Origin of the sequence: Thalassolituus sp. UBA6592 (genome assembly GCF_002433655.1) — a bacterium.
GTDB lineage: Bacteria > Pseudomonadota > Gammaproteobacteria > Pseudomonadales > Oceanobacteraceae > Venatoribacter.
The window spans coordinates 6894-33886 of sequence record NZ_DJIO01000180.1 but is presented as its reverse complement, the minus strand read 5'-3'; the positions used below and the strand labels follow the sequence as shown (position 1 = coordinate 33886).

22 protein-coding genes are annotated in these 26993 nt (G+C 54.9%); 10 read left to right on the top strand and 12 right to left on the bottom strand.

What is annotated here, in order from left to right:
• Positions 1 to 76: 76 nt before the first annotated feature.
• From B2Z72_RS18105 to B2Z72_RS18095, 3 genes are read right to left on the bottom strand one after another with little or no spacing between them, the layout of a single operon-like run.
• The gene (locus tag B2Z72_RS18105) at positions 77 to 2176 is read right to left on the bottom strand and encodes a TonB-dependent receptor plug domain-containing protein (protein ID WP_296984482.1); all 2100 of its coding nucleotides are present in this window, start codon (positions 2174 to 2176) and stop codon (positions 77 to 79) included.
• Positions 2155 to 3159: a class I SAM-dependent methyltransferase gene (locus B2Z72_RS18100; protein ID WP_296984479.1), complete on the bottom strand. Its 1005-nt coding sequence runs from the start codon at positions 3157 to 3159 to the stop codon at positions 2155 to 2157. Before B2Z72_RS18100 ends, B2Z72_RS18105 begins: the two co-directional genes overlap by 22 nt.
• Positions 3156 to 4070, bottom strand: coding sequence for a MerR family transcriptional regulator (locus B2Z72_RS18095; RefSeq protein ID WP_296984477.1), 915 nt, complete (start codon positions 4068 to 4070; stop codon positions 3156 to 3158). Before B2Z72_RS18095 ends, B2Z72_RS18100 begins: the two co-directional genes overlap by 4 nt.
• A 227-nt stretch (positions 4071 to 4297) precedes the next feature.
• Here B2Z72_RS18095 and B2Z72_RS18090 point away from each other — a divergent pair, with 227 nt between their 5' ends.
• Positions 4298 to 4750: a PAS domain-containing protein gene (locus B2Z72_RS18090; RefSeq protein WP_296984475.1), complete on the top strand. Its 453-nt coding sequence runs from the start codon at positions 4298 to 4300 to the stop codon at positions 4748 to 4750.
• A 118-nt stretch (positions 4751 to 4868) separates the two neighbouring features.
• Here B2Z72_RS18090 and ppa read toward each other — a convergent pair whose 3' ends face one another.
• Complete coding sequence (ppa, locus tag B2Z72_RS18085; protein WP_296984473.1) at positions 4869 to 5393, bottom strand: inorganic diphosphatase; 525 nt, start codon at positions 5391 to 5393, stop codon at positions 4869 to 4871.
• Between the two features lie 149 nt (positions 5394 to 5542).
• On the opposite strand from ppa, the gene B2Z72_RS18080 reads away from it, so the two are divergent.
• Genes B2Z72_RS18080 through B2Z72_RS18070 form a run of 3 tightly spaced genes read left to right on the top strand, consistent with a single transcriptional unit; the run spans position 5543 to position 10508 of the window.
• Positions 5543 to 7744: a TonB-dependent receptor plug domain-containing protein gene (locus tag B2Z72_RS18080; protein WP_296984471.1), complete on the top strand. Its 2202-nt coding sequence runs from the start codon at positions 5543 to 5545 to the stop codon at positions 7742 to 7744.
• Positions 7744 to 8628, top strand: coding sequence for a hypothetical protein (locus B2Z72_RS18075; protein ID WP_296984469.1), 885 nt, complete (start codon positions 7744 to 7746; stop codon positions 8626 to 8628). The genes B2Z72_RS18080 and B2Z72_RS18075 overlap by 1 nt, the downstream gene beginning before the upstream one ends.
• The gene (locus B2Z72_RS18070) at positions 8625 to 10508 is read left to right on the top strand and encodes a response regulator (protein WP_296984467.1); all 1884 of its coding nucleotides are present in this window, start codon (positions 8625 to 8627) and stop codon (positions 10506 to 10508) included. The genes B2Z72_RS18075 and B2Z72_RS18070 overlap by 4 nt, the downstream gene beginning before the upstream one ends.
• 88 nt (positions 10509 to 10596) lie before the next feature.
• On the opposite strand, the gene B2Z72_RS18065 is transcribed toward B2Z72_RS18070, so the two are convergent.
• Positions 10597 to 11568, bottom strand: coding sequence for a class 1 fructose-bisphosphatase (locus B2Z72_RS18065; RefSeq protein ID WP_296984465.1), 972 nt, complete (start codon positions 11566 to 11568; stop codon positions 10597 to 10599).
• A 168-nt stretch (positions 11569 to 11736) separates the two neighbouring features.
• Between B2Z72_RS18065 and mpl the strand changes: the two genes are divergently transcribed.
• Genes mpl through B2Z72_RS18040 form a run of 5 tightly spaced genes read left to right on the top strand, consistent with a single transcriptional unit; the run spans position 11737 to position 17104 of the window.
• The gene (gene mpl, locus B2Z72_RS18060; RefSeq protein WP_296984463.1) at positions 11737 to 13116 is read left to right on the top strand and encodes a UDP-N-acetylmuramate:L-alanyl-gamma-D-glutamyl-meso-diaminopimelate ligase; all 1380 of its coding nucleotides are present in this window, start codon (positions 11737 to 11739) and stop codon (positions 13114 to 13116) included.
• Positions 13116 to 13745 (top strand): flavin prenyltransferase UbiX, encoded by a 630-nt coding sequence (locus B2Z72_RS18055; protein WP_296984462.1) that lies wholly within the window; start codon positions 13116 to 13118, stop codon positions 13743 to 13745. The genes mpl and B2Z72_RS18055 overlap by 1 nt, the downstream gene beginning before the upstream one ends.
• 30 nt (positions 13746 to 13775) lie before the next feature.
• The gene (locus tag B2Z72_RS18050; RefSeq protein WP_296984460.1) at positions 13776 to 14159 is read left to right on the top strand and encodes a hypothetical protein; all 384 of its coding nucleotides are present in this window, start codon (positions 13776 to 13778) and stop codon (positions 14157 to 14159) included.
• A gap of 43 nt (positions 14160 to 14202) precedes the next feature.
• Complete coding sequence (locus tag B2Z72_RS18045) at positions 14203 to 16728, top strand: thrombospondin type 3 repeat-containing protein (RefSeq protein WP_296984458.1); 2526 nt, start codon at positions 14203 to 14205, stop codon at positions 16726 to 16728.
• The gene (locus tag B2Z72_RS18040; protein WP_296984457.1) at positions 16718 to 17104 is read left to right on the top strand and encodes a hypothetical protein; all 387 of its coding nucleotides are present in this window, start codon (positions 16718 to 16720) and stop codon (positions 17102 to 17104) included. Before B2Z72_RS18045 ends, B2Z72_RS18040 begins: the two co-directional genes overlap by 11 nt.
• 85 nt (positions 17105 to 17189) lie before the next feature.
• Here the strand turns inward: B2Z72_RS18040 and B2Z72_RS18035 are convergent, their stop codons facing one another.
• The 3 genes from B2Z72_RS18035 to B2Z72_RS18025 form a co-directional block, all read right to left on the bottom strand.
• Complete coding sequence (locus B2Z72_RS18035) at positions 17190 to 17726, bottom strand: YbhB/YbcL family Raf kinase inhibitor-like protein (protein ID WP_349676749.1); 537 nt, start codon at positions 17724 to 17726, stop codon at positions 17190 to 17192.
• 102 nt (positions 17727 to 17828) lie between these two features.
• The gene (locus tag B2Z72_RS18030; RefSeq protein ID WP_296984456.1) at positions 17829 to 19196 is read right to left on the bottom strand and encodes an OmpP1/FadL family transporter; all 1368 of its coding nucleotides are present in this window, start codon (positions 19194 to 19196) and stop codon (positions 17829 to 17831) included.
• Between the two features lie 195 nt (positions 19197 to 19391).
• On the bottom strand, positions 19392 to 21203 hold the full coding sequence (locus B2Z72_RS18025) for a sensor domain-containing diguanylate cyclase (RefSeq protein WP_296984454.1): 1812 nt from the start codon (positions 21201 to 21203) through the stop codon (positions 19392 to 19394).
• A 135-nt stretch (positions 21204 to 21338) separates the two neighbouring features.
• Here B2Z72_RS18025 and B2Z72_RS18020 point away from each other — a divergent pair, with 135 nt between their 5' ends.
• Positions 21339 to 22175 carry a sugar nucleotide-binding protein gene (locus B2Z72_RS18020; protein ID WP_296984452.1) on the top strand — a complete coding sequence of 279 codons (837 nt, stop codon included), beginning with the start codon at positions 21339 to 21341 and terminating at the stop codon, positions 22173 to 22175.
• 131 nt (positions 22176 to 22306) lie between these two features.
• On the opposite strand, the gene B2Z72_RS18015 is transcribed toward B2Z72_RS18020, so the two are convergent.
• The 4 genes from B2Z72_RS18015 to leuS all read right to left on the bottom strand — a co-directional run.
• Complete coding sequence (locus B2Z72_RS18015; protein WP_296984451.1) at positions 22307 to 22900, bottom strand: hypothetical protein; 594 nt, start codon at positions 22898 to 22900, stop codon at positions 22307 to 22309.
• 227 nt (positions 22901 to 23127) lie between these two features.
• Complete coding sequence (gene holA / locus B2Z72_RS18010; protein WP_296984450.1) at positions 23128 to 24132, bottom strand: DNA polymerase III subunit delta; 1005 nt, start codon at positions 24130 to 24132, stop codon at positions 23128 to 23130.
• Positions 24129 to 24692 (bottom strand): LPS assembly lipoprotein LptE, encoded by a 564-nt coding sequence (lptE, locus tag B2Z72_RS18005; RefSeq protein ID WP_296984449.1) that lies wholly within the window; start codon positions 24690 to 24692, stop codon positions 24129 to 24131. Before lptE ends, holA begins: the two co-directional genes overlap by 4 nt.
• A gap of 120 nt (positions 24693 to 24812) precedes the next feature.
• Positions 24813 to 26993 (bottom strand): leucine--tRNA ligase (gene leuS / locus B2Z72_RS18000; protein ID WP_297005465.1); only part of this gene is annotated, 2181 nt, incomplete at its 5' end.

The window sequence follows — 26993 nt, the reverse complement described above, 5'->3', positions numbered from 1 at the left end:
TCAACTTTCAGCCTGTCATAGCTGTAGCAGAGGTCTTTTTCTCCGTCCGTGTCTTCAGAATGCACGCATCTGTGTTTCAGAATGCACGCATCAGGGTCAGCTGCCATTGTGGGCGGGTATCCTGATATTGGCGGATACCGGACTGCTCCAGCCAGTCGTCTTCGCCCGGTGTCAGGTGCACATTCGCCAGGCTGTACCAGTATCCACTCCAGCGGTATTCAACAAACAGATCGAGGTTCTGATGAGGGCTGCTGGTCTGCACCAGATAGCCCGATGCATCGGGCATAAAGCGATTACTTTCACCCTGATAGCGCCAGTGTCCGCCGTAGCGCAGGCCCGGTGAAAGCTGGTGTGTCAGCGCCAGACGGAACATGTAGTCGGGCTGATTCGGCATTTGATAGCGGCGTCGTAAAAGGCCGCCGGTTTTCATTTCAGAATGATAGGCACCGGCACCAAAATCGATGCGGATATCCTGACTGCCCGGATAGAACTCCAGATCCAGCTCGACACCACGCAGAGTGCTGTTGCCATCGTTGTTTACCGGTGTCAGTACCGTCAGCAGAGTGTTGTCCGCCGAGGTTTCGGTGCTGATGCCCTGATACATGGCGCGGTTGATAATGCGCTGGAAACCGCGCAGATAGATGCCGCTGTTGCGGTCGGTACGGGCTGATGCCTGGCGCAGGAAATTGTACTCATAGCTCACATCGACGTTGCTGATCAGTTCCGCTTCGAGGCTGTCGTTGCCGCGCCAGATCAGATCGCCCTGGCGGAATTCGTAGGGCACCTGATCGGAAATCTCCGGCTCGCGCACACTCTGACTCATGCTCACCCGCACACGGCTCTGAGGATTAAGGCGCTGCAGGAGATGAAATGAGGGCAGCCAGTAGGTACTGGTATCAATGCCGGATAACTGTGCTCCGCTGGAGCTTTCCAGGCTGACTTCGTGGCTCTCCATGCGGAAGCCAATTTCAAATTCGGTACTGTCAGTGACCTGCCAGCGGTCGAGCATGTGCACACCGGCGCGGTTCTCTTTTACATCGTAGTTATAGGGCAGGCCGCTGCGGTCACTGTTGGTAGTGAGAATACCGCTGCCGGAGCCGGCGGCTGTGCGTTTGCGCTGTTCGATGCTGACACCGGCTGACCAGCGGTGCTCGTTCAGCAGCTCACTGAGCGTTGTGCCCAGCTGATAACGGCTGTCGTTGAGTTCGCTCAGCTGCCAGGCGTCGCTCGGTTGTTCCTGCTGCAGAGTGCGGTCGAGGGAAAACTGCTCCGCGACAAAACTGCTCTGCAGGGACAGATGATCCCAGTTGATCACCAGATTACCTCCGGCCCGCTCTGTACGGCGTTTGCCCCGCTGCAGTGAGCTGACATCGGTGAACTGCGGTGATGTCTGGTTGGTGGGACGGTTGAGTGCGTACACACCATCGACATCTTCACGGTGATCGTGGCGCAGTTCCAGCAGATACAGATTGAGCGGATGGCGGTCATTGATCAGCGCGTTGTAACTCAGGTGCAGGCTGTCATTCTGCTCGCGTTGATTGCTTTGCCAGCTGTCGCGCCCGTTGCTGTCTGACACTGTGTCGCCATGCAGGTCGTAACGGTGCAGGCGGCGCTCCCCAAACAGGCGCAGCGGGTGTTCGTCATCGATCAGGTGAGCGGCAAACGCCACCCGGCTGCTCAGTGGCTGTCCCCCTGTGCTGAGCAGCAGGCCATCACCACCGTAGGCATCGGTCAGCACCACATTGATGGTACCGGCGGAGCCACTTTGCATAAGATCCGCGCGGGGATTCCGGTCGACTTCGATGTGATCGATCATGGCCGCCGGAATCTGCCGGGTTGAGAGAATATTGTTAGCTTGGTCGCCGAGCAGTGGCTGACCATTAATCAGAATGGTCAGATAGCTGCTGTCGAGGCCATGTAACTGAATTTCGGTTTTGCCGTTCTGCTGGCCTATGGTCACACCGGGCAGGTGTTGCAACAGATCGTAGAGGGTCTGCGGGTTGTACATGCGCAGGTCGCGGGCGGAATACACTTCCTGTGGATAGGCGGTGTTGCCGTTGACCTGAGGCAGCGCCAGTGCCTGCAGAGGCAGCAGCGCTGAGAGGGCCAGAACCAGCCCGGTTTTATTGCGGCGGACTCTGGTGGTAACCGACGCTATTTGGGTAACTGCGCACATATGAGCTTAAATCCCTGCTCCTGAGCCATCAGCTCTACCTGGGCGAATGACTCAGCGGCCCAGTCCTCGTATGCCAGATGGCGGTTGGCAACAATCCACAACTGACCATCGGCGGTCAGATGCTGGCGGCTTTCACTGAATAAACGACGGGCAAACTCGTAATCGGTCTGTTTACCCTGATGAAACGGCGGATTACTGAAGATGTAGTCGAAGCGGCCGTCGATATTATTCAGGCCGTCACTGGCGATAATGTCGGCGGCCAGATTCAGCCGCGCGCTGTTTAGCTGCGCACTGCGGATGGCCATGGCATCGATGTCGGCCAGTGTCACCTCCAGTGCCGGGCTGACAGCTTTCATACTCAGTCCGATCACCCCGGAACCACAGCCCAGATCCAGCAGTCGGCCATGGGCCGGAGCCGGAACGTGTTCCAACAGAATGGCGGTGCCTTTGTCGAGGGAGCCATGATTGAAAACACCGGGCAGGGTCATATAACTGTTGCCGTTATGGCTGAACGAGGCAGCAAACTTCAGCCAGTTAAAGCTGTTCTGTTCTTTCAGTTGCAGATGCCAGAGGCTGCAGTGGCGGGCGGAGTCGACTTTCTCTGTGTCCTCAGCCAGATCTTTGCAGGCCTTACCGATGCTTTTGCCGCCGCTGTCATTGGCACCGGCGACGTAGCAACCATTGTGGCTGGCGGCAATCAGGCTGACCAGTGTCAGGCCCAGCTGTTTGGCTTTTGGCCACAACAGAATCACAGTGTCGAAACCCTGCAGCTGTTCTGGCTGTGGAAGCCCATAGACAGATTTATCGCCCAGCGCGGCACAGGCCTGAGTGGTCGGCAGATCCCAGCTGTTGAGGGTGCAGCCTGATTCCTGCAGCTGGCCAAGCCAGCCGGATGGCAGGCTGGCTTCTGCGCCGATGATCAGAGTTTTTTCGTTCAGCAGGTGTGGGTGGCGTAATAACAGCTCATAGACTTCGCCGCTCATTCAATAATTCCTGACAACATATCGCGGATATTCAGGGCTGCCTGATGCAGATCGTCCTGCACCGAAATCAACCCGCGGGAGAGCAGGGTAGAGGCTTCTGTGCCCTGACTCAAGGTAAACACCGGCTGCCCGCTCTGGCGGGTCAGCTGTTGCAGCTGATTCAGCGACATTTCACTGACGGTGTGGCCAATATTCAGTATCAGTGCCTGCCAGCGTGGCATGGCCGCCAGCTCCGTCAGTTGTAGCGGAGTCAGGGTGCCACTGAACCATACTGGTTCAAGGCCATGCTGTTTCAGCAGTAATGCCAGTAACAGCAGATCAATATCATCTTCATCGCTGCAGTTGGCGATGATGACAGATTTGGCGTCAGCGGCTGTCTGCTGCTCACTTAAGCGCCAGGCCAGACGCGACTGCAGAAAGGCTGCATAAAAACGCAGGCGCGCAGGACCGAGGTGCTGCGTGACGTTTTCCTGCAGGTGGCGGTACAGCGGAATAAACAGGAAGCGCAGGGCCACGTCGATGGGAAAAAACTGCGTTACTTCCGTGAACAGCGCGGCCGCAGTGCTGTCATCGAATTCGAGAACCGATTTATTCAGCTCTTCGCGATAGTGCTGCCACTGTGACGGGCGATTAGGCACGCTGACCGGCGTTTCGGCGCTGACATCACCGTTGTCTATCATGGCCTGGGCCTGAGAAATAGGGATGCCGCGGTTCAGTAAAGTAACGACTTTACGGATCAGCTGAATATCGTCTTCGGTGTAAAGGCGGTGGCCTTTTGCCGTTCGTTTGGGGGTGAGCAGGCCATAGCGTCGTTCCCAGGCCCGCAGAGTGATGGCATTGACCCCGGTTTCACTGGAAACGATTCGGATGGGGTAATAGGCCAGATTGTGGTCCGCTGATGTATCAGACATCGCCGTAGACTCTTTTCATCGCTGTTAACAGCCCTGATTAATTGTGCAAAGCTGTCTGGATTCTATAAGTACTTATACACAAAGTAAAAACTTGTACAGATTGAATGATTCTCCGCCCGCAGATTTGCGTTGGCTGAACACCCGCAGGCTTGACCCTGTGGCATGAACGTGAGAATTTGCGGGGCATAACACAGCCCGGTATTACCACTATTTTATGGGGATATTTGATGGACCTGAATGATCAGCAGGGCCCGATCAGCCTTGAGTTGCTGAAAAAAGCGGTCGATGCATCCAACGATGGTATCGTGATTTCAGAGCAGGAAGGTGAAGATAATATTCTGATTTACGTGAACAAAGCCTTTGAGCGTCTCACCGGCTACAGTGCCGATGAAATCCTGTATCAGGATTGTCGCTTCCTGCAGGGCGGAGACCGCGATCAGCAGGGGCTGAAGACCATCCGTGCAGCCATTCACGACGGTCATTCTTCCCGCGTCGTGCTGCGTAACTATCGCAAGGATGGCAGTCTGTTCTGGAATGAGCTGAGCATTTCCCCGGTGTTCAACGAAGCTGATCAGCTGACCTACTACATCGGTATTCAGAAAGACGTTACTGAACGGGTTGAGCTGGAAGATAAGCTGCGTCTGGCGGAAGAGACGCTGGCACAGCTGCAGGACAACTAAGGCGGGTTCTGTCAGACTCTGGCAGGCAGAAGTGGCCTGACTGAACAGATCGACAGATCACCGGAAAACAAAAAAGGAGCCATGGGCTCCTTTTTTGTTGCTACAGTTGAGAAGGCGCTTATTTAACGGCTTCAGCAGCTTTAACGATCATGCCTTTGGCTTCTTCGGCATCGCCCCAGCCCTGTACTTTCACCCACTTGCCTTTCTCCAGATCTTTGTAGTTCTCGAAGAAATGAGCAATCTGATCACGCAGCAGCTGTGGAACGTCGTTGATGTCTTTAACATCGTTGTACAGCTGAGTCAGCTTTTCGTGAGGTACAGCAACCAGTTTGGCATCGCCACCGGCTTCGTCTTCCATGTTCAGTACACCAACGGCACGGGCACGGATGACAGAACCTGGCTGAACCGGGTACGGAGTGATCACCAGAACGTCCAGTGGGTCGCCGTCATCGGCCAGAGTGTTCGGAATGTAGCCGTAGTTGGCCGGGTAGAACATTGGGGTTGCCATAAAACGGTCAACCAGCAGGCAATCCATGTCTTTGTCCACTTCATACTTGATCGGATCGTGGTTTGCCGGGATTTCGATGACAACGTAGAAGTCGTTTGGCAGGTCTTTGCCAGCCGGAATTGAGGCATAGCTCATGAGAAATTTCCTGAATTTACTATAGTTAATGAAGCGAATGGCGGGGATTATAGCGGCCGGGCCTTGCGATGTCAGTCTGCCATAAGTATAAAGCCACCTGCATTTGCCACGGAACTTATAGTCTGGTTCCCAAGCATGATGAATGGACCATGAAACCGACCCTGATTTGTATCAGCCTTTTGTCTATGTTGGCAGGGGCGCAGTTAAACGCTGAAGAGGCGTACGACGAGTTTGCTGATGGCGCGCTGCCGGCAGAGTTTACACTGGAAGATGACATCCCGGTGGTGCTCACTGCGGCCCGCTTACGCCAGCCCCGGGCTGAAGTGCCGGCCAGTGTCACTGTGATTGAAGCCGATGAGATTCAGGCCTGGGGGGCACGTACCCTGCCGGAACTGATGCGCTTTGTGCCCGGCATGTTTGTTGGTCACGGCGATGATCAGAATAACGCAGCGGTAACGTACCACGCCTCCAGCCCGAGCCTGATGCGCCGGTTGCAGGTGCTGGTGGACGGCCGTTCGGTGTTCCGTGCCGGCATTGCCGCCGTGTTCTGGGACGATATCCCGGTGGCGCTGGAAGATATTCTGCGAATTGAAGTCACCCGTGGTCCGAATGCTGCGACCTACGGCGCTAACTCTTTTCTCGGCGTGATCAATATTATTACCAAACACCCGGGCGATACGCTGGGTACCCGTGTGCGCTACCGCAACGGTACTCAGGGGGTTGATGATGCATTTCTGAGCCATGCCTGGAATGACGGCATGAGCAGCTACCGCCTGACTTTCAACCTTCAGGCCAGTGATGGTTTTGACGGTGATAAAGAGGAAACCGATCCCGGCGATGACGAGTTCCGTGACAGTAAACGCCACGGCTTTGTTACCGGTTATTACAGCCGTCAGCTGGACGCCAGCAGTCAGCTGAATGCGCAGGCGTCTTTCAAGCAGGGGCACTCGGATATCCGTGTGGAGAATGAGTTCTTCCGCACACCACCGGATCAGGACACCACAGAATTTGATCTGCTGGTGAAGTTACAGCACGATTTTTCCGAGCATCACCAGTCTCATCTGCAGGCCTATTTCAGCCGCAGCGACCGCCGCCAGCGCAACTACGCCTGCGCCATGACGGTGATGTTTGATCCCGACCTTTATACCCTCTATGAACAGAATCCGGGCGCTGCAGAAATTCTGCTCAGCGGCGATATGGCGGCACTGGCCGGGACTCTGGAAAACCAGCAGCAGCTGGATCTGGTGAACGGTATTTATGGTCGTTACAGTTCGGATCCGGCCAACGCGGGAGAAATTGCCTGCGGTGATCTGAATCAGGACCTGCTGGAAAAACGCATGGACGTTGAGTGGCAGGACACGGTGCAGTGGCTGGATTCGCTGCGCACAGTTTCCGGTATCAGCTACCGCCGTGATCAGGCCGAATCCGATACCTATCTGGGCGGTGAACGCATTAATGATACCCTGCGCCTGTTCACTAATCTGGAATGGCGCGCTACGGACTTTATGCTGCTGAACCTCGGCTTTATGTTCGAGGATGAAGATTCCAACGAAGCTGAATATTCGCCACGGGCGGCCGTCAATTTTCTTTTGTCTCCTCAGCAAAGCATCCGTCTGGTGTATTCCGAGGCTGTGCGTTCACCGGATCTGGTGGAGCAGGAGCCGGATTATTCTCTGAATCTGTACAACGCGACGGCCAATTATTTCGGCCGTGATAACCTGACCTTTTATATGCATCAGGACGTTGATCATCGCGGCCTGTCGCCGGAGCGTATCAGCAGCCGTGAGCTGGGCTACTACGTCAAACTGTCGGAATACCGCATGGAAGCGGACATTAAGGTGTATCAGGATCGCATGAACAACCTGATCTCCAGCGCTATTAACCTGGCGACCTCCGATGTCCGTGATGATACGCGCATGGATATAAACGGTGCCGAGATGCAGCTGAAATGGCGCCCGTCACCACAGGATCTGGTATGGATGACCTACTCCTACCTTGATACCGATGTGAAGCTCGGTGATACCTCATCGCTGGATGAAGATGAGATCGCCCGCCAGTTAAAGGCAGAAACCCGGCTCAGCGCCCAGAACAGCATGGTGCTCAGCTGGAACCACAGAGGGAACCAGTGGAGCATTACCGGGTCGCACTTCTGGTCTGATTCGTTCAATGATGGCAATAATCTGTACCGCCGCTTTGAACTGAATCTGCGTAAGGAATGGAGTCTGCGCGGTACCACCCCCTGGGTCGGGGGCTTTTGGCAGCACATGATCAGTAGTGATAGTCTTACTTACAAGAACCAGCGCTACTCTGACGACGATGTATACTTCTTCCAACTGGGACTGGATTTTTAATGGCAAAGCTTTGCATGGATGCAAAACGGATTATCAGGCAGGCGCTCCTCTTCCTGCTCATGCTGTGCCCGCTGTCGGTGGTCAACGCCGATACCGTGGCGTTCGTCAGCCAGTCGCTGGTACCATCGGTGCAGAAGCTGGCAGCGCTGACGAAGCAGCAATCCGGACTTGATGTCAGGCTGTACACCACCGAGCAAATGGCTGATATCAAGGATGTGGAGGCCGTTGTACTGATAGGTTCAGCGGCTCTTGAACAGTGGTCGTTCCGCGAGGATCTGCCGGCGGTCGCTGTTTTTGTCAGTCATCAGATGGCGGCGGCACATACCGGTCTCGCCAGTGCTGTTTATCTTGAGCCACCGCTGCAGCGTCAGGTGCGTCTTGCCCGCGCCATCATGGGCGATGACCGGCCAATGGGCGTGCTGGTCGAAGACCGCCAAATATGGCAGCAGGCCGGATTGCTTTCCCAGCCGTTAGTGACTCCTTATTTTGTCGATCAGTATCCAAGCATGAACCATGCGCTGCTGGATCTGCTCAAGCATTCCCATGCGCTGATTGGTCTTTATGATACCGGGCTGTACAGTTCGGCCAATATCAAGAACATTCTTATTACCGCCTACCGGCAGAATATTCCGTTGATCGGCCCCTCGAGCGCCTATATCAAAGCCGGTGCCCTGGCGACCACGCACAGCGACCTTAATGACGTTGCCCACCGTCTCAGCGAAGTGCTGATGACAGGTCTGAGAGAGAAACTGTGGCCAGCTGCCGGCTACAACCCCTACTTCCGGGTTTATTACAACGAGCAGGTCGGCCACTCGCTGAACCTGTTACTGCCGGATGCCAAAGCGCTTACTGATGAACTGGTTCGTCAGGAGAAAAAGCGATGAGGGGGCTCAGACGACTTTCCATTAATCAGCGTATGTTGCTGGTCGGGGCCTTGCCTGCTGTGCTGGCCGTGGTGGTGCTGACCACTTACCACATGATCAACCGCTGGTCAGATCTGCGCGAAGAACATCAGCGCATGGCGCAGCTGATTCTGCAGCACATCAGTGCCTCTGCTGAATACCCGCTGGTCAGTGGCAACTACGAACTTCTGCGGCCGTTGCTGAATGCTGCGCTGGCACAACCGGCCATTGTTTCGGTCGAAATCCTCAGTCCCGATGGCAAGCCGCTGATCGCCCTGCAGGATAAAAATTACAGTGAGCTCAACGCAGACGACATGGTCATAAAGCAACAGCCGATTATGCGCGAGCTGATGAAGCTGGATGAGTTCTCTGAATATGGCGATGGCGCCATGAGTGAGCAGAAATACGGCATCATCCGCCTTGGAATGTCCGATGTGGTCATCCGTCAGCAGGAATATCAGATCGTGCGTCAGTCGCTGTTTGCCGGCTTGCTGGTGGTGTTGCTGGCGGCGGTGATCGGGCTTCTGGTATCGCGTACGATTCTGCCGGCACTGGAGCGCCTGACCCGCTTTATTAATCGTCTGGCGGACGGGCATACAGAAGAACGCACCCAGGTGGACGACGGCGCGGAAATCGGCCAGCTGCAGACGAATGTTAACCAGCTGGCGGAGTCGTTGCAGCAGGCGGAAAAAGATCAGCTGGAATACACCGAAAAACTGCTGGCCGAGCAGGAAAAAACGCAGCAGGCCAGCCGCGCGAAAAGTGATTTCCTGGCGATGATGAGTCACGAAATCCGCACACCGCTGAACGGTGCGATCGGCATGTTGCAGCTGATGGACCTGAACAATACGGATGAGGAGTTTGACGACTTTAAGCAGACAGCGGATCAGTCGCTGACGCATCTGACTCAGTTGCTGGAAGATGTACTGGTGGTGGTCGATACCGAGAAGAACCGTCTGCCGGTGGTATTCAGTGAACATAAAGTCGCTGAAGTGCTGAAAGAAATGCTCGAGTCGCTGATCAGCAAAGCAGAAGAAAAGGGCCTGCAGTTCCGTGTCAGCTATGACAAAGCCCTGTCAGCTTCGGCGCTGCAGTCCGACCCCTCACTGATTCGTCAGATCGTTCGTCATCTGGTGGATAACGCGATTAAATTTACCGATCACGGTAATGTCTGGCTGGACCTGTCGCTGAAACAAAAAGACGGCAAAGACTGTCTGGCCATTATGGTCACCGATACCGGGATCGGTATTGCCGATGATCAGAAGCAGCGTGTGCTCGAAGCCTTTGCGCAGGTTAACTCGTCTTTCAGCCGCCGCCATGAAGGCATTGGACTGGGCCTGACGATTACCCAGCATATCTGTAATCTGCTTGATGGTGAGCTGGATATCCGCAGCGACGGTCATACCGGCACCTGTGTAGAAGCCATGATTCCTGTGGTGCCGGTAAAGGATAAAACCCGTGATGAACGTGGGGATCATGCGACGCTGCGGGCATTAATCGTGGAAGACAATCCGGTTAATCTGAAAGTCGTGGAGCGCATGCTGGCCAAAGCCTGGGATGGCATTGAAATTGATGCCGTGATGTCCGGGGAAGATTGTCTGCACAGACTGGTGCACGAAGAGTTCGATCTGATTCTGATGGATTGCCAGATGCCCGGTCTGGATGGTTTTGAGACCACCCGTCGTCTGCGCGAATCCGGCATTAAAACACCGATTGTTGCGTGTACGGCGAATACGACGGATCAAATCCGCGAGCGTTGTCTGCAGGCTGGAATGGACGATTATATGGCCAAGCCGGTTAAGGTGCCGGTACTGAAAGAAACGCTGGGCAAATGGCTGCCAATGAAGCCACTCAGTCTGTAAACCTGTAAGTCCCGCCTACAGTAAGCGCAATATCATGCAGACATAAAAAAACCACCGTCAGGTGGTTTTTTTATTCGTGCTGTGTGACTCAGCTTTCGTGATAACGGATCACGGTATCCACTTCGTCTTTGGAACCCATTACCACAGACACACGCTGGTGAATGCTGGTTGGTTCGACTTCCATAATGTTTTCAAACGCAGTGGACGCTTTACCGCCAGCCTGCTCGATCAGCATGCTCATCGGATTGCCTTCGTACATCAGACGCAGTTTACCTGGCTTCTGTGGCTCGCGGGTATCGTATGGGTACATGAAGATACCACCGCGGGTCAGGATGCGATGAATTTCAGCCACCATCGACGCGATCCAGCGCATGTTGTAACGCTTGCCTAACGGGCCTTCTTCACCCAGCAGCAGGTCGCCGACGTAGTTTTTCATTTCCGGCAGCCAGAAGCGCTGGTTGGACATGTTAATCGCGAATTCTTTTGTGGTAGCCGGCACGCGGATGTTTTCACGCTGCAGGTAAAACTCGCCGACGCGTGGGTCAAGCGTAAAGGAATACACGCCTTTACCAATGGTCAGAACCAGCAGAGTAGATGGGCCGTACAGAACATAACCGGCAGCAACCTGTTCACGGCCACACTGCAGGTAAGTGCTTTCGTAAGTAGGATCATCGCCCGGCTCAGACTGCAGAATCGAGAAAATGGTACCAACGGTGACGTTTACATCGATGTTGGAGGAACCATCCAGTGGATCGAACAGCACCAGAAATTCACCTTCCGGGTTGCAGGCAACGGCGTCTGATTCTTCTTCACTGGCCAGACCTTTTACCTGCGGCATGGAGCGCAGGGCCTGTTTAATCAGGTTGTTGGCAATCACATCCAGTTTCTTCTGCGATTCACCCTGAACGTTAATATTGTCAGCGCTGCCCAGTACACCAGCCAGTGATCCCAGCTGCACTTTGTAGGCGATGTCTTTACAGGCGACCATCAGGCCTTCAATAACATTGACCAGTGCAGGATTGTTGCAGTGGTGATCGAGGAAGTTACGTAAGCGTTGCATCTTGATTCCCGGTTGAGCTTTAAAAGCGGAAAAGTTTGAAATCTGCCCGGATATTACCGGAATCTGACAGGAATTTCAGCGACATCCTCACAAATGGTCTGTCAGCGACTTGGGCGGGCCTGCGGTTACCAGTACACTAGGGCCTGTCATTATTGAGCGGTAGAGATGATGCGCCTGCACATTCTGGGGATTTGCGGCACCTTTATGGGGTCGCTGGCACAATTAGCCAAACAACTCGGGCACGAAGTTTCCGGCAGTGATGCTGGTGTCTATCCCCCGATGAGCGATCAGCTGGCCGCCGCCGGCATTGAACTGAGCGAAGGCTTTGAGCCATCCACCATTCCGGCAAATACCGATCTGGTTATTATCGGTAACGCCATGTCACGTGGTAACCCGGCGGTTGAATATGTTCTCGACCGTGGCCTGCCGTATATGTCCGGGCCACAGTGGCTGGGGCAGATGGTTCTCAATGGCCGCTGGGTGCTGGCGGTATCCGGTACCCATGGCAAAACCACAACCAGCAGTATGCTGGCCTGGATTCTGGAATACGCTGGTATGCAACCGGGCTTCCTGATTGGGGGCGTGCCGCAGAATTTTTCCGTGTCCGCGCGCATCGGCGAATCGCCGTTTTTTGTTATCGAAGCCGATGAATACGACACCGCTTTTTTCGATAAGCGCTCCAAGTTTGTTCATTACCAGCCGCGCACACTGATTCTCAATAACCTCGAATTTGATCACGCCGATATTTTCGATGATCTGGCTGCGATTGAGCGCCAGTTCCATCATATGATCCGCACCGTACCGTCTACCGGTCAGATTGTTCTGCCGAGCGGTGAAGAGGCGCTGGAGCGGGTTCTGGATAAGGGCTGCTGGACGCCGGTAGTGCGTTTTTCTGAGCAGAGCGGAGCCGACTGGCAATGGCAGCTGGAGGCGGATGACGCATCTCAGTTCAGAGTCAGCAACGCCGATGGTTCCGTTAACGCCACAGTAAACTGGCAGCTCACCGGATTGCACAATGTGCGCAACGCGGTCGCTGCCATGCTGGCAGCGCGCCATGTGGGGGTTGAACCGCATATTGCCGCTGAAGCGCTGGGGCAGTTTGCGTCAGTAAAACGCCGCATGGAACTGGTGAGCGGGCAGGGGGATATCAAGGTCTACGATGACTTTGCGCATCACCCTACGGCCATCACAACAACCCTTGAAGGTGCGCGCAGGCGTATGCAGGCCGAAGGCAGTCGCGGCCGCATTCTGGCGGTGCTGGAACCGCGTTCCAATACCATGAAGCTGGGTGTGCATAAGAACGAACTGGCTGCCAGTGTTTATGCCGCCGATGAAGTGTTCTGGTTCCAGCCGGAGAATATGGGCTGGTCTCTGGCCGAGGTTGCAGCAGCCGGGCAATCTCCGGCACAGGTGTTCTCAGATCATGAAAGTCTGCTCGCTGCTGTGGTACAAACAGCACAGCCGGGAGACTGGATTATTGTGATGTCTAACGGCGGATTTGCTGCGATGCCGAAACGCATCGCGGCTGCCTTGCAGGAGAAGCATTAATGACTGAACGTATCTGCGTCGCCGTCACCGGAGCCTCTGGCAGTCCGTACGCACTGCGTCTGGTGGAAGTGCTGCTGGCGGCCGGTAAAAACGTCGATATGATTATCTCCAAAGCAGCGCAGCTGGTGATCGCTACAGAGACAGATCTGGCAATTCCGGGTAATGCCAGAGCCCAGGCAGAAACCCTGCAACAGCATTTTAGCGTCAGCGCTGAACGCCTGCGGGTTTTCGGCCGCGAAGACTGGATGGCGCCATGGGCCTCAGGCTCCGGCCAGCCGGGTCCGGTGGTGGTGTGTCCGTGCAGTACCGGTACCCTGTCTGCGATTGCGACCGGCGCCAGTAATAATCTGATTGAGCGCGCAGCCGATGTCGCCCTGAAAGAACGGCGCAAACTGATTCTGGTGCCGCGCGAGTCGCCATATTCAGAAATTCATCTGCAGAATATGCTGACCCTGACCCGTATGGGTGCGGTCATCTTACCGGCCAGTCCGGGGTTTTATCATCAGCCACAGAGTATGTCGGATCTGATCGACTTTGTGGTGGCGAGAATATTGAATCAACTTCAGGTTGATCAGTCACTGATGCCTGCCTGGGGAAAGGATGCGCAGGATCAGAATAATAACGGATAACATTTTTTAAAAAATTATTGGGGAATACTGATGTCGCAAGAGAATCAGTCTGCTGCAAAAGAAAATGGCGCAGGAAATAACAGCGAAAAACCGGATCTGGTGAAGTACGTTGGCCTCGGCTTTTTAGCCGGGTTAATCGTCGCCGTACTGACACTGGAATATTACGGTTACATCAAACATTCATCCGCACAGGATGCTCAGGTGGTAGAACAGTTACGTCTGTTAACGCTGAATACCACTGACGAAATTAAAGTCTCCCCGAAAGATTCCGGCAAAGAAGCTTTCTGCGTAAACGGCTATCTGTTACTGCGTCCGCAGAACGGTAAAAACGTGGCCGGCGTGCTGGTCGATGGCAAAAACCGCGGCATTAACTGCCAGTCCGGTCTGACACCAACGCAGGAAATTAAAGAGTAACAGCGCCGCTGTTAGCGATCACTTTGCCAGAAGACTTTTGCCTATGCTTCCGCCGTCCACCTTTCCGTTAAGCCGGTTAGCGACCGCCTGCCGTCGTCTCTGCTTCAGTGCAGGCGTTGCGGCACTGGTCAGCAGTGCCTGCGTTGTGCCCGCTTATGCCGATATCGGTGATATTGATAACGACGGCATCGCCGATCATCTGGACACTGACCGTGATGGTGACGGGCTGTCCAATTTTCTTGAGCAGTCGGCAGGTACGGATCCGGATGTGCCGGATCAGACTGACCTTGATGGCGACGGAATTCCCGACAGCATCGATGAAGACATCGACAACGATGGCGTTGTTAATCAGCGCGATGCCTTTCCCCGTGATCCCTCTGAGTGGCTCGATACTGATCGCGATGGCATCGGCAATAACGCCGACAAAGACATGGATGGCGATGGCATTCTTAACCGCTTTGAGCAGCAGCTTGGCTACGACCCGCTGAATCGTCGTTCTGTACCAGCGGACAGTGATGGTGACGGCTGGCCGGATGCGCTCGATCAGGACATGGATAACGATGGCCACGATAATCAGAGCGATGCCTTTCCGCTGGATGCCTCAGAATGGTCCGATATGGACGGTGACGGCATAGGCGATAAAGCCGACCCGGACATTGACGGCGACGGCATCAGCAATGAGCTGGAAAAGCAGGTTGGTACCGATCCTCGCAATAAGGCCTCAGTGCCGGACGATTTTGACCGCGACGGCCGTCCGGATGTACTGGATGAGGATATGGACGGCGACGGGGTCGCCAATGCACAGGATCAGTATCCACGGGATTCGGCCGAGTCCCGTGATACCGACATGGACGGCATTCCGGATAATCAGGACCCGGATTCTGACAACGACGGCGTACCGGATGTCTTTGAACTTCATCTGGGCACCGACCCTTACGACGCAGCAAGCCGCCCGGCGGATCTTGATGGCGATGGCATGCCGGATAAATTCGACAGCGATCGTGATGGTGATGGCTATAACAACCGCGTTGATGTGTTCCCCGATGATCCGTCGGAATGGATGGATACCGACGGTGACGGTATTGGTGATAACGCCGATCCTGACCGGGACAACGACGGCTTTAATAACGACATCGAAGAACTCGCCGGTACCGATGACCGCGATCCCTTGAGTGTTCCGCAAGATCTGGATAAAGACGGTCTGGCCGACGTGGTCGATCCCGATATCGATGGCGACGGCGTGGCCAACGAAGACGATGCCTTCCCGCGGGATCCGCTGGAATGGAGTGATTATGATCAGGACGGCATCGGCGATAACAGCGATGTCGATGGCGATAACGACGGTATTGCCAACCGTTATGAACTGCAGCTGGGCTTTGATCCGTTCGACGAAAACAGCACCCCGCCGGATCTCGATGGTGATGGCATTCCGGACGCTCTCGACAGTGATATCGATGGTGATGGCTTCGGCAATGCCATGGACGAATTCCCGCTGAATCCGCTGGAATGGCATGACCTTGACGGTGACCATATCGGCGATAACAGCGACGATGACATTGATGGTGATGGCATCAGCAACGAATACGAAATTCTTGCCGGCACCAATCCGGCGGATGCCGCCTCGGTACCATCCGATATTGATGGTGATGGCATCCCTGATGTGCTTGATGATGATATGGACGGCGACGGCTTCCTCAACGACGCAGACGCTTTCCCGCTGGATATCAACGAGTGGTCGGATCTGGATGGCGATGGCATTGGCGATAATGCCGATGAAGACCGCGATGGTGACGGCATCCGCAATGACTGGGAACTGACATTAGGATTTGATCCGGACGATGCCAGCAGTACACCAGCGGATCTCGATCATGATGGTATTCCGGATGCCATGGATGATGATATCGATGGTGATGGCGTCGCTAACGCCGACGATGTATTCCCGCGTGATCCGGCGGAATGGGCGGACCTGGACGGTGATGGCATTGGCGATAACAGTGATGATGACATCGACGGCGATGGCATTCTTAACCGCTATGAAAACCAACTGGGCACAGATCCGCGCGATGCGTCCTCGGTGCCGCCGGATATGGATGGTGACGGCATTCCCGATGCACTGGACGATGACCGTGACGGCGATGGCGTGGCCAACAGCAAAGATGTCTTCCCGGACGATGCCTCAGAATGGGCGGATCTCGACGGTGACGGCATCGGTGATAACGCCGATGATGACCGTGATGGTGATGGCTTCAGCAATGCCATTGAACTGGCGGCGGGCACGGATGACCGTGATAAAACCAGTTTTCCGGATGAAGAAGGGCCGGTGCTGGATTTCGTCAAATGGATTGATGGGCCGGCATTGCAGGGCATGGTCTACGATGACGGCATGGGCGTTGAAAGTGTCTGGCTGAATGCACCGGATGGTGACTTTTGTCGCGGGACTCTCGTGTATACCGGGCATTTCCGCATAGACTGCCCGCAAATGCAGAATTCACCACGCTGGCAGCTGGTGGCTGAAGATAAAGCCGGAAACAAAACCGTACAATGGGTGGATATTCCCGATGCTGATTGAAAACACGTCTGATCTGATCCGCAACATCACTCAGGTCACTCTGAGTAATGGTGCACAGGCGGATGCTGCGTCATTAATTAACGATACTGTGCTGGTGGTAGCGGCGGATGCACTGGCGCTTTACCGCACGGTGGAGCAGGTAGGTGATCCGCTGGGCAATGGCCTGATCCGCAGCGTGCCGCTGACCGACATTCTGGATGAACCTTTACCGGCAAATGAAGCCGGGCGTTTTATCGCCGAACACCGAGCCGGTTACGTCGGGCTGGCGGGTGGCCGGGTGCTGCTGATCACGCTCAATGATGTGCAGATGTTCAGCAGCAAAGAGGACGCCCTGCGCAACCACAATGAGCTGGTGCGGTTATCTCTCGCTCCCTGATATTTCCCGCGGGTTGTCTTCGGGTTGCCTGCGGGTTGCTTGTGAGTTGCCTGCTGGTCGCCTGTGGGAACACCGGGAGCCAATGTCAGCGTTTGTACAAACCTTCCACTGAGGCTTTGCCCAGCGCATGGGCGTTCAGATAAAAGCCAACCAGAGCACCGGAACTGTCGGTGGCCAGATCCAGTTTTTCAACGTCCAGTGCAAATACGGTGAACTGATAACGATGGGCTTTATCGCCGGCTGGTGGGCAGGCCCCTCCGAAGCCAGTTGAGCCGTAATCCGTGCGGCTTTCAACGGTGCCGGCAGGCATGCTGTTGCCACTGGCACCGCTGTCCAGGCTGTTGACGCTGGCCGGAATATTAAAGGCGATCCAGTGCCACCAACCACTGCCGGTGGGGGCATCAGGGTCGTAGGCGGTAATGGCAAAACTTTTGGTACCTGACGGCGCCTTGTCCCAGCTGAGTTGTGGGGAGAGATTCTTACCGGTGCAACCAAAGCCGTTATAGACCTGTTCCATCGCCATCATTTTTCCGGGTTTTATATCATTGCTGCTGAGGCTGAAATCGGCGAAAGCCGGTGCTGAAAGAAAGCATGCAGTGAGCAGAAGGCTGGAGTATTTCATAGGACATTCCCTGTATGTTTGTCAGATGAAATGCCAGCGTAGAGGACACCCGGCAATGGCGGTATCAGCCATTACCGGGATTTTTCTTAAAATGTGAACGGGTTAAAAGCCCCAGCGGATACCCGCCGCGTAAGAGTTTACCTGCGTCTTCACTTCACCCTGCAAAGCAGCAGCCGATGTTGCCAGGTCATTCTGTTCAATATCCCGGGTCTGACTGAAGGTGTGCTGAATGCCCAGATCCAGCGTCAGGTCGTCGCTCATGACGTAGCTCATACCCAGTGACACGGCCTGATAATCATCAAAGGCAAAATCCACTTTAGCGTTTTCATCTTCGATCGGTGTGCTGTCGAAAGCCATACCGGTTCTCAGAGTCAGTGTCGGCGATACGGCAATGCTGGCGCCGAGTGCAATACGCTGCGATTCGGTCCAGTTATACACCTGTGGTTCTGCTGCCAGTGCGGCGATTACCGGATCATTGGATTCAACCTGCACTTTGTTGTAACGCGACCATTTGGTCCAGGAGTAGTCGGCCTGTAAGGCGATTTTGCCCAGACGGTGGAAGTAGCTCAGGCTGGCGGTTTCCGGTGTGGTCAGTGTTACCTTGCCACTGGCAGTGGTGTCCGGCAGGCCAGCAAGCGAGGTGAATCCGGCAGCGGCAGCCGGGAAGGTAGCTTCAGCGGTGCCGGACAGCTGATGGGCGATGCGTGAGCGGTAATTAATACCCAGGCGGCTGTCCGGGGTGAATTCGATCAGAGTGCCAAGGGCAAATCCATAGCCCATGTTATGGCCTTCCATTTCAAAGTAACCATCATAAGTGGTGTTGCCCAGCTCGGCGGCATCGATACCCAGTGCCGCACAGTCGTACGGCCCCAGTTCACCGGCAGCTTCGGCCCCCAGACAAATGGCCGTGCTATTGATGGCGACCGCCGTTTTGGCGTTTACGTACTGGGCGATCAGGCTGCCTCCGACGCTGACCATATCATTGATGCGGAATGCCAGAGCGAAGCCGGCATCAATACCTGTGATGTCACTCTCTGCTGCCTGATAGCGGGCGACGGAGTCATCACCAAAGTCCGTACCCGTAGCGTAGGGCGCGTTGATATAGACGCCCATTTTGAAACCGTCGCTGAGTTCACGCACCATGTAAAAACTCGGCAATGCATCCAGACTGTCAGCCTCAGCATCTTTGCCGTTAATCGGCGCGCCGCCAACCGTGGTGGCGCTACCGTCAAAGGATGAGGAAAAGTCGATCGCAGCAATGTTGAAGACAATTTCATCTTTCACCAGAGTCATTGCCGCCGGGCCGTAAAATACGGTGGAAGCGTCGCTGGCTGACGCGCTGCCGCCAGAGAATGCGTCGCCAAGACGCAGGGCGGACTGCTCATCAACGTAATAGCCCTGAGCCAGTGACTGGCCGCTGATTAAAAGACCGACACTGGTTACCGCCGCTGTCAGTAGCGCTTTTTTCATCCTCTTCTCCTTTCCTCCGGCTGGCCCGGTTATCGTTATGCTTCAGCAGTCTGTGGAATGACTTCTGGTTATTTATTGGTACTTGCGTTCTGAAAGAAAAGTACCGAAAAGCCGGGATCTTGCCAACCAGAAAAAGAATATGAAACAGAATAGGCATGTTTGGCCCATCGGGAGTGCGCCAGCAGTGCAGGAATGTCAGGCCATGACGCGGTTTCGTCCGCTGTTTTTTGCACGATAGAGCGCCTGATCAGCGACATGGCAGAGTTCGGCCGGGCTGTCGTTCTGCTCCGGAACCATAGCGGCAACACCTGTACTGATGGTGGTCTTCAGTACTTCGCCGGCGATGCGGATACGCATCGCGGCAACCTGCTGACGCAGCGTTTCTGCCAAAGCCAGTGCCGCGTTCTGACTGGTGTTTTCCAGTAAAACGGCAAACTCTTCACCACCATAGCGGAACAGACGCTGGTGTTTGTTATCGAGATTCTGATCCAGTACTTCGGCTACACGACGCAGCACGATGTCACCGTTCTGATGGCCCCAGGTATCGTTCACCTGCTTGAAGTGGTCGATATCAATCAGCAGCAGCGCCACCGACTGCTGACTGCGGGCTGCGGCCTGGCACAGAACTTCAATCTGCTGATCAAAGTGGCGCCGGTTGCGCACCTGAGTCAGCGCGTCGGTGGTGGATTCTTCATGCAGCCTGCGGTTGGCCCGCTGCAGATCGGCGGTGCGCTCGCGCACCTTATGTTCCAGCGCTTCGTTGGTTTCACGCTGCATGGCGATAATGACGTCCTGTGCCGCAAGACGCGCACGGCGTTCTTTCAGGTGCCGCTCACCGATACTCAGACCGAGAAAAATTACCTGCAGCAGATAACCCGCTTCTGCGGCATGAATGGTGAAAGCGTTCACCGGCACCAGCCCCGAGCTGCGCAGAATCAGAATCAGCATGCCGGCCAGCAGACAGGACAGGGCGATAAAATACAGCAGCACATCGCGTGAATGCAGCAGACGCAGACCGGCGATGGTTGCCGTTAATGCCATGGCAAAACCCAGGGCAATCTGAAACTGGGCAACTACGGAGTAGGGCAGCAGCGGGGAAACAGCGCCCGATAACAGCGCTGCGGCAATATAGACCAGAAACAGGCGGTAAAACGCCGGCAGCAGTACATTCAGACGCAGCACATAAATGCCAAACAGACTGGCGAATACCTCGGTGGCAGTGATACCGGCAATGATCGCCAGATCATTGATGGCAGGGGTATCCGGCCACAGCAGACGGAAGGTCCAGCCGTTCAGGGTCGCCATCATAAAAGACGTCGCAGCGATGCTCAGACAGTACAGCAGAAAAGACGGGTGGCGGGTGAGGCCAAAAATCATCAGGTTGTAGGCCAGCATGGCCCAGAGAATCGCGTGAAAAGCGGTTTCCGCCGCAATTTCCGGCAGTCGCCCGCGCCAGTAATCGCTGAGGGATTTAAGCGACAGGCTGACCTGAACCGATGAGTTGGTGTGGACCTGCAGCAGTGCATAGTCGGCGTGCAGATTCGGTGGCAGCTGGAAGGCCAGCAGCGTGTCTTCTACTTTTCGCTCGCCGAATGGCCGGTCGAATCCCAGAGTTTCGCTGTGCAGCAGCAGATCCTGTTGCCTGTCCTGATCCTGCTGTCCGTCCAGATTATTACGGCGGTAAAGATACAGTGTCACCTGATCCAGTAACGGATATTTAAGTTGCAGAATCTGTGTTTCGTTACCGCCGGCCAGATCGAAGCGGAACCAGAACCAGCGCTCGTCAAAACCAAAATTGACCGACTGACCGGGCAACGCCGTCCATTGACCGGACGCCATGACCTGCTCCGCATCCAGAGGCGATTCATCCGCCAGATAATGCAGATTGCTGATACCTTCCGCGCTTTCCTGCGCAAGGATCTGGGATGAGCCGCACCACGCCGCCACCACAATGAAAAACCTCAGAACCAGACTGGCCAGCTGCCGGGTAGACTGTCTTCGGGTCATTTTCCCTCTGAATAACCACTCTCCTGGCGACAGTATAGACATCACTGCGCTTATTCATCGTGATTCTGGCCAACTCAGGTTATTATTCTCTACAGTTAATCAGCTCTGTTTTTGTATGCCGGGGGTATCAGCATCTTGTCTTTCAGCAGTTTCCATTCATTGGTTGTCGGTGCCAATCGCCCGGTCGGCCAGTTTCTCACCCGTATACTTGCCGAACAGAATCTGAGCTATAAAGGCCTTGGGCTGGAACAACGCGAACGTCTGGGCGTAATGGGTCAGGGCAGACCGTTTTTTATCCTTACCCCTTCGCTGTTTCACAGTGAAGATTACCAGCACATTCCATACTGGCTGGAGCAGGCCAGAGATCAGGATGTACCTGTGATCATGCTGTCGTCACTGGCGGTGTTCTCCGGCCCGTCTGATGATGTCTGGAAGGAAGACGATGAGGCCTACTCAGATAAGCCATTAGCGCAGGATCTGCTGACGCTGGAAAATATGGTTCGGGAACACACCCGTCATATTATTCTGCGCACCGGGCAGGGCTTTTCACTGATGGCGGATGATTTTGCCAGCCGTCTGCTGACTCAGATTCGTGATGAACAGACACTGACCGTCGACATGCAACGCCGCTTCAGTCCGACACCTGCGGACGATGTGGCAGACGTTCTGTTGGCGATTCTTAAGCAGGTTGCCTGCTGTGATGACCTGTGGGGTACCTATCATTTCTGTGGCGTTGAACCGGCTTCATCTTATGCTTTTGCCGAGGCATTGCTGGCAGAAGCCGGGCAGTATGAAAATCTGAGCGACGTGGAACTGAGTTCCCAGGAAGGTTCTACCATGCCTGCGATCTGGGTACCGCAGGGCGATACCACCCGCCTGTTTTACACATTCGGCATCAAGCCTAAGCCATGGCGTAAGGGACTGAGTCGTCTGGTGCGACGCTACTATCGCGCGGAAAGCGAACCGTTATAGGGCTTTGTAAGACTAAGCGGCATAACCTGGTATGGCTGCTGCCATCCAGGTGAGATCATTCTGCCGGCGGTCTTGTCTATGAATCATGTCAGAGGGGCGAGTTACCGGATTGGCTTACCCGCCAGGCCTGATCAGGCGATGTTCAGGCCGGCAGATTCCTGATACAGGCTCATCAGTTTATCGGTCACTATGGTGCGGATACTTTCACGCTCCAGACTCGACAGGCCTGTCAGTTCTTTCAGACGCAGACGGTTCAGGTGCAGACAAGGCAGCTGATCGTTGAATTCACGCAGGTCACCTTTCATCAGTACCGGCAGGAACGGGTCATCCGTGTTGGAGCGGCGCAGAATCTGACGGATACCTTCCTGGAATGGGATGGGTACGGATTTTACGTTCTTATCGCGGTGAGAAATCACCAGATAAAGACCTTTCTTACCAATCAGATTTCCCGGGATAACATGCAGGCCGGTCGATTGAACCGCGTCCGCACTCAGATGACTGAACGTATCATGGAAAGCATAAGGATCCGGCAGAATAACCATCTGACGATTGGCTTCTTCCGGAAAGAAAATGCTGTAGTTGGTATAGAGCTGACGAACCGTCGATGAAAATACGCAAAAGCGGTTTTCAAACTGCTTTACGAAAGTCATTGCCCGCTGGTGCTGGTGAAGTTTCTCCAGATCCCAGACCAGGTCGGCATTTTGTTGGCTGGTCAGTGCACTCATTTGTCCACCCTCGTTAAGACACAATATGCGTGTTCGATCGTGACATAATAGTTGCCACGCAAAATAAAATGATGATCCTGCGCACGCTTTGGGAACAAAGTGACAAAAATTGTCAGTCGCTAGGGGGTGATTTTACGCCACCTCTGCAAACTTGTCTTTATTCCCCGATTGCACAAGTATCTCCCAGAAATGTTACAGATTCTGTGAGGTGTTTGTGGTCTTTTGTGTTAACTGGTTGGCAGCTTTACACCGGTTAACACGACAGTCAATTCATTTAACAGACGCCACGGGTTGTCGCCGCTGCCTTTGGCGGCGGCATCGGCCTGCCCGGCAATTATCAGAGCACTATGCAAGTTATGTGCAGATAATCGCTGCAGCGCTTTTTTATAAGGGGGTTGTTGCTTGGGCCAGACGTTCTGCTTCTTAAATGCTTCTGCTAACTGGGCACTGTTCAGCCCGTGCAGAGCAATCAGCTGGCGGATTTTGCGGGTCAGAGCACCGAGTATCATTAATGGCTCAGTCCCTTCAGAACGCAGGTGGGAGAGGATCCGGCTGGCTTCCGCCAGGTTGCCCATCAGGCAGCTGTCGGCCAGCGCAAAGGCGTCAAAGCGGGAACTGTCACCAATGGCTTCATTAATGATGTCTTCGGTGATTTTCTGGCTGCCGACTAAGCGCAGTTTTTCAATTTCCTGCACCGCGGCGAGCAGGTTGCCCTCAGTTTGGTGCGCTAATGCAGCAAGTGCTGCGGGATCGAACTGTAATCCGGCCATCTGAATCCGGCGTTGCAGCCAGCCCGGATACTGATTTCGTTCAATGGGCCATACCGGCAGAAAAACCCCGGCCTGCTCAGCAGCTTTAAACCAGGCACTGCGCTGGGTCGCTGCATCCAGACGTGGACAGACAATCAGCAGCAGGTTATCCGGGTTCGGATGGTCGAGGATGGCTTTAAGGGCGTTCCCCTTATCGGATGGTTTGCCGTTCGGAATGCGGACTTCAAGAATGCGCTGACTGGAGAACAGCGACATGGCGTTGGCTTCTTCCTGCAGACTGCGCCAGTCGAAGCCGGCCTCTGCATGGAACAGCTCGCGGTCTTCGATACCGGCTTTCCGGGCAGCAGCGCGGATTTCGTCACAGGCCTCCATCACCAGCAACGGTTCGTCGCCAGCGACCAGATAGCAGGTTGCCAGGCCTTTACTGAGGGTTGCACCCAGCTGATCCTGGCGGATTTTCATGACGGATTCACAGTTTCGGCGGTGTCCGCAGACGGCTCAGCGTCTGTGTTGTCCGCTCCGTTCGTCGCTTCAGACTGGTTCTGATTGCCCAGCGCCTGCAGACGGCGCAACAGTTTACGTACCAGTTCACGCTGCATTTCGGTGCGCTGCTGTTGTTCAGCTGCATTGGTACCGACCACGTTATTAACGTCGTTACTCAGAATGCGGCGGGCAGTCACTTCAATGTCACTCTGCACATCCTGATCAACCAGCATGATAGTAGCGGTCAGGCTTCCGTTCAGTTCGTATTCTGCGACCTGACCTGAGCTGGCAACCGACAGCGTGCGGCGTTCAATATCGACCGGATTCACTTTCAGAACCGCGGTGGCATCTTCTGCCTGTTGGGTCAGCAGCACACCATTAAACTCCAGCTGCAGTTCCAGCTGACGGTTGATGGCCGAGCTGGCCTGGCTCTGAATGTTCATCACTGAGTAAGCGGGTGGTAATGGCATGACACCACGCAGGTGCCAGCCACAGCTGGCGAGCAGAGTCAGTGATAAAACGATAATCAGGTTGCGCATAGTGTATCCATTACTTGCTGAATCCGGCTAAGCCTGTTCAGTTGACTGCGTAACGTCGGCGGGATCGCTGTGGCGGCTTTTAACGCCGCCACAGCCACGCCGCCAGTTACGCACAATTACTCAGTTAGCGACGATGTTAACCAGCTTACCCGGTACCACAATCACTTTACGCACGGTTTTGCCTTCGATCTGCTTCTGCACAGCTTCGTCAGCCATGGCCATGGCTTCCAGCTCGTCTTTGCCTGCTGATGCCGGAGCTTCCAGCTTGGCGCGGACTTTACCGTTGACCTGAACAACCAGCAGGATGCTGTCTTTTTCCAGGGCTTTTTCGTCAACCTCAGGCCAGGCAGCATCGACTACCAGGTCATCGTTGCCGAACGCTTCCCACAGAACCTGAGTCATGTGCGGTGCAATCGGTGACAGCATACGGATGCTGGCATCCAGGCCTTCAGCCACTACCGCACGGCCACCGGCAGATTCCAGATCCACTTTCTGCAGTGTGTTCATCAGTTCCATCACGGCGGCAATGCCGGTGTTGAAGCTGTAACGGCGGCCCACGTCATCGCTGACTTTCTGGATGGTCTCGTGGGTTTTACGGCGTGCGTCTTTTTCATCTTTGCTCAGAGAAGACAGGTCGCCCATGTTTTCCTGTTGCATGAGATCGTAGCTCAGGCGCCATACACGGTTAAGGAAGCGCTGGGCACCCTGCACACCGGAATCGGACCATTCCAGCGTCTGCTCCGGCGGCGCTGCGAACATGGTGTACAGACGCACGGTATCGGCGCCGTACTGGTCGATGGCTTCCTGCGGATCAACGCCGTTGTTTTTCGACTTGGACATTTTGCTCATGCCCGCTGCCTGCAGTTCCTTACCGTCACTTGAACGTTTGGCAGCGACTACGCGGCCTTTGTCGTCGGTTTCGATTTCGACTTCGGTCGGGTTAACCCACTCTTTGGCACCGTTTTCAGTGACGTAGAAGAAGGCTTCCGCCAGCACCATGCCCTGAGTCAGCAGGTTTTTGAACGGCTCATCGCTTTTCACTAAACCGGCATCACGCAGCAGCTTGTGGAAGAAGCGCGCGTACAGCAGGTGAAGAATCGCGTGTTCGATACCGCCGATGTACTGGTCGACAGGGAGCCAGTAGTTGGCTTCTTCCGGATTCAGCATCTGCGTGTCGTCGCGTGGTGAGCAGTAACGCGCGTAGTACCAGGACGACTCCATAAAGGTGTCGAAGGTGTCGGTTTCGCGGAAGGCTGGCTGGCCGTTAAATTCGATATTCTCGAATTGCGGGTTGTTTTTGATCGGTGAGTTCACACCGTCCATGACAACCTCGGTCGGCAGAATCACCGGCTGCAGTTCTTCCGGTGCCGGAATGGCATCACCGTCCTGAGTACGGATCACCGGAATCGGCGCGCCCCAGTAACGCTGACGGCTGACGCCCCAGTCACGCAGACGGTAGTTGGTTTTTACTTCGCCTTTGCCTTCTGCAGCCAGTTTGGCCGCGATGGCATCGAAGGCGGCTTCAAATTCCAGACCGTCGAATTCGCCAGAGTTAATCAGCGTGCCTTTTTCGGTATAGGCGGCTTTGCTCAGATCGCATTCTTCACCTTCTGCCGGTGCAATGACCTGCTGAATGTCGATACCGTATTTCTGTGCAAATTCCCAGTCACGCTGATCGTGGGCCGGAACGGCCATAACAGCGCCGGTACCGAATTCCATCAGCACGAAGTTCGCAGCCCATACAGGTACTTCTTTACCGGTCAGCGGGTGAATGGCGGTAAAGCCGGTTGGAATCCCTTTTTTCTCGGCAGTGGCGAGATCGGCTTCAGCGGTACCGGATTTGTTGCACTCTTCAATAAAGGCAGCCAGCTCAGCGTTGTTCTCAGCGGCTTCTTTGGCCAGAGGGTGACCAGCCGCAACAGCAACGTAGCTCACGCCCATCACGGTATCCGGACGGGTGGTGTAGATTTCCAGACTGTCGTCGCGGTCTTTCAGGCCAAAGGTCATCTGCACGCCACGGGATTTACCAATCCAGTTACGTTGCATTGCCTTAACCTGATCCGGCCAGCCGTCGAGCTGATCGAGGTCGTTCAGCAGTTCTTCGGCATAATCGGTAATGCGGATAAACCATTGCGGGATTTCTTTGCGCTCTACCGCGGAATCACAGCGCCAGCAGCAGCCGTCGATCACCTGTTCGTTGGCCAGTACGGTCTGGTCGTTCGGACACCAGTTCACGGCGGACACTTTCTTGTACGCCAGGCCTTTGTCGATCAGTTTGGTGAAGAACCACTGTTCCCAGCG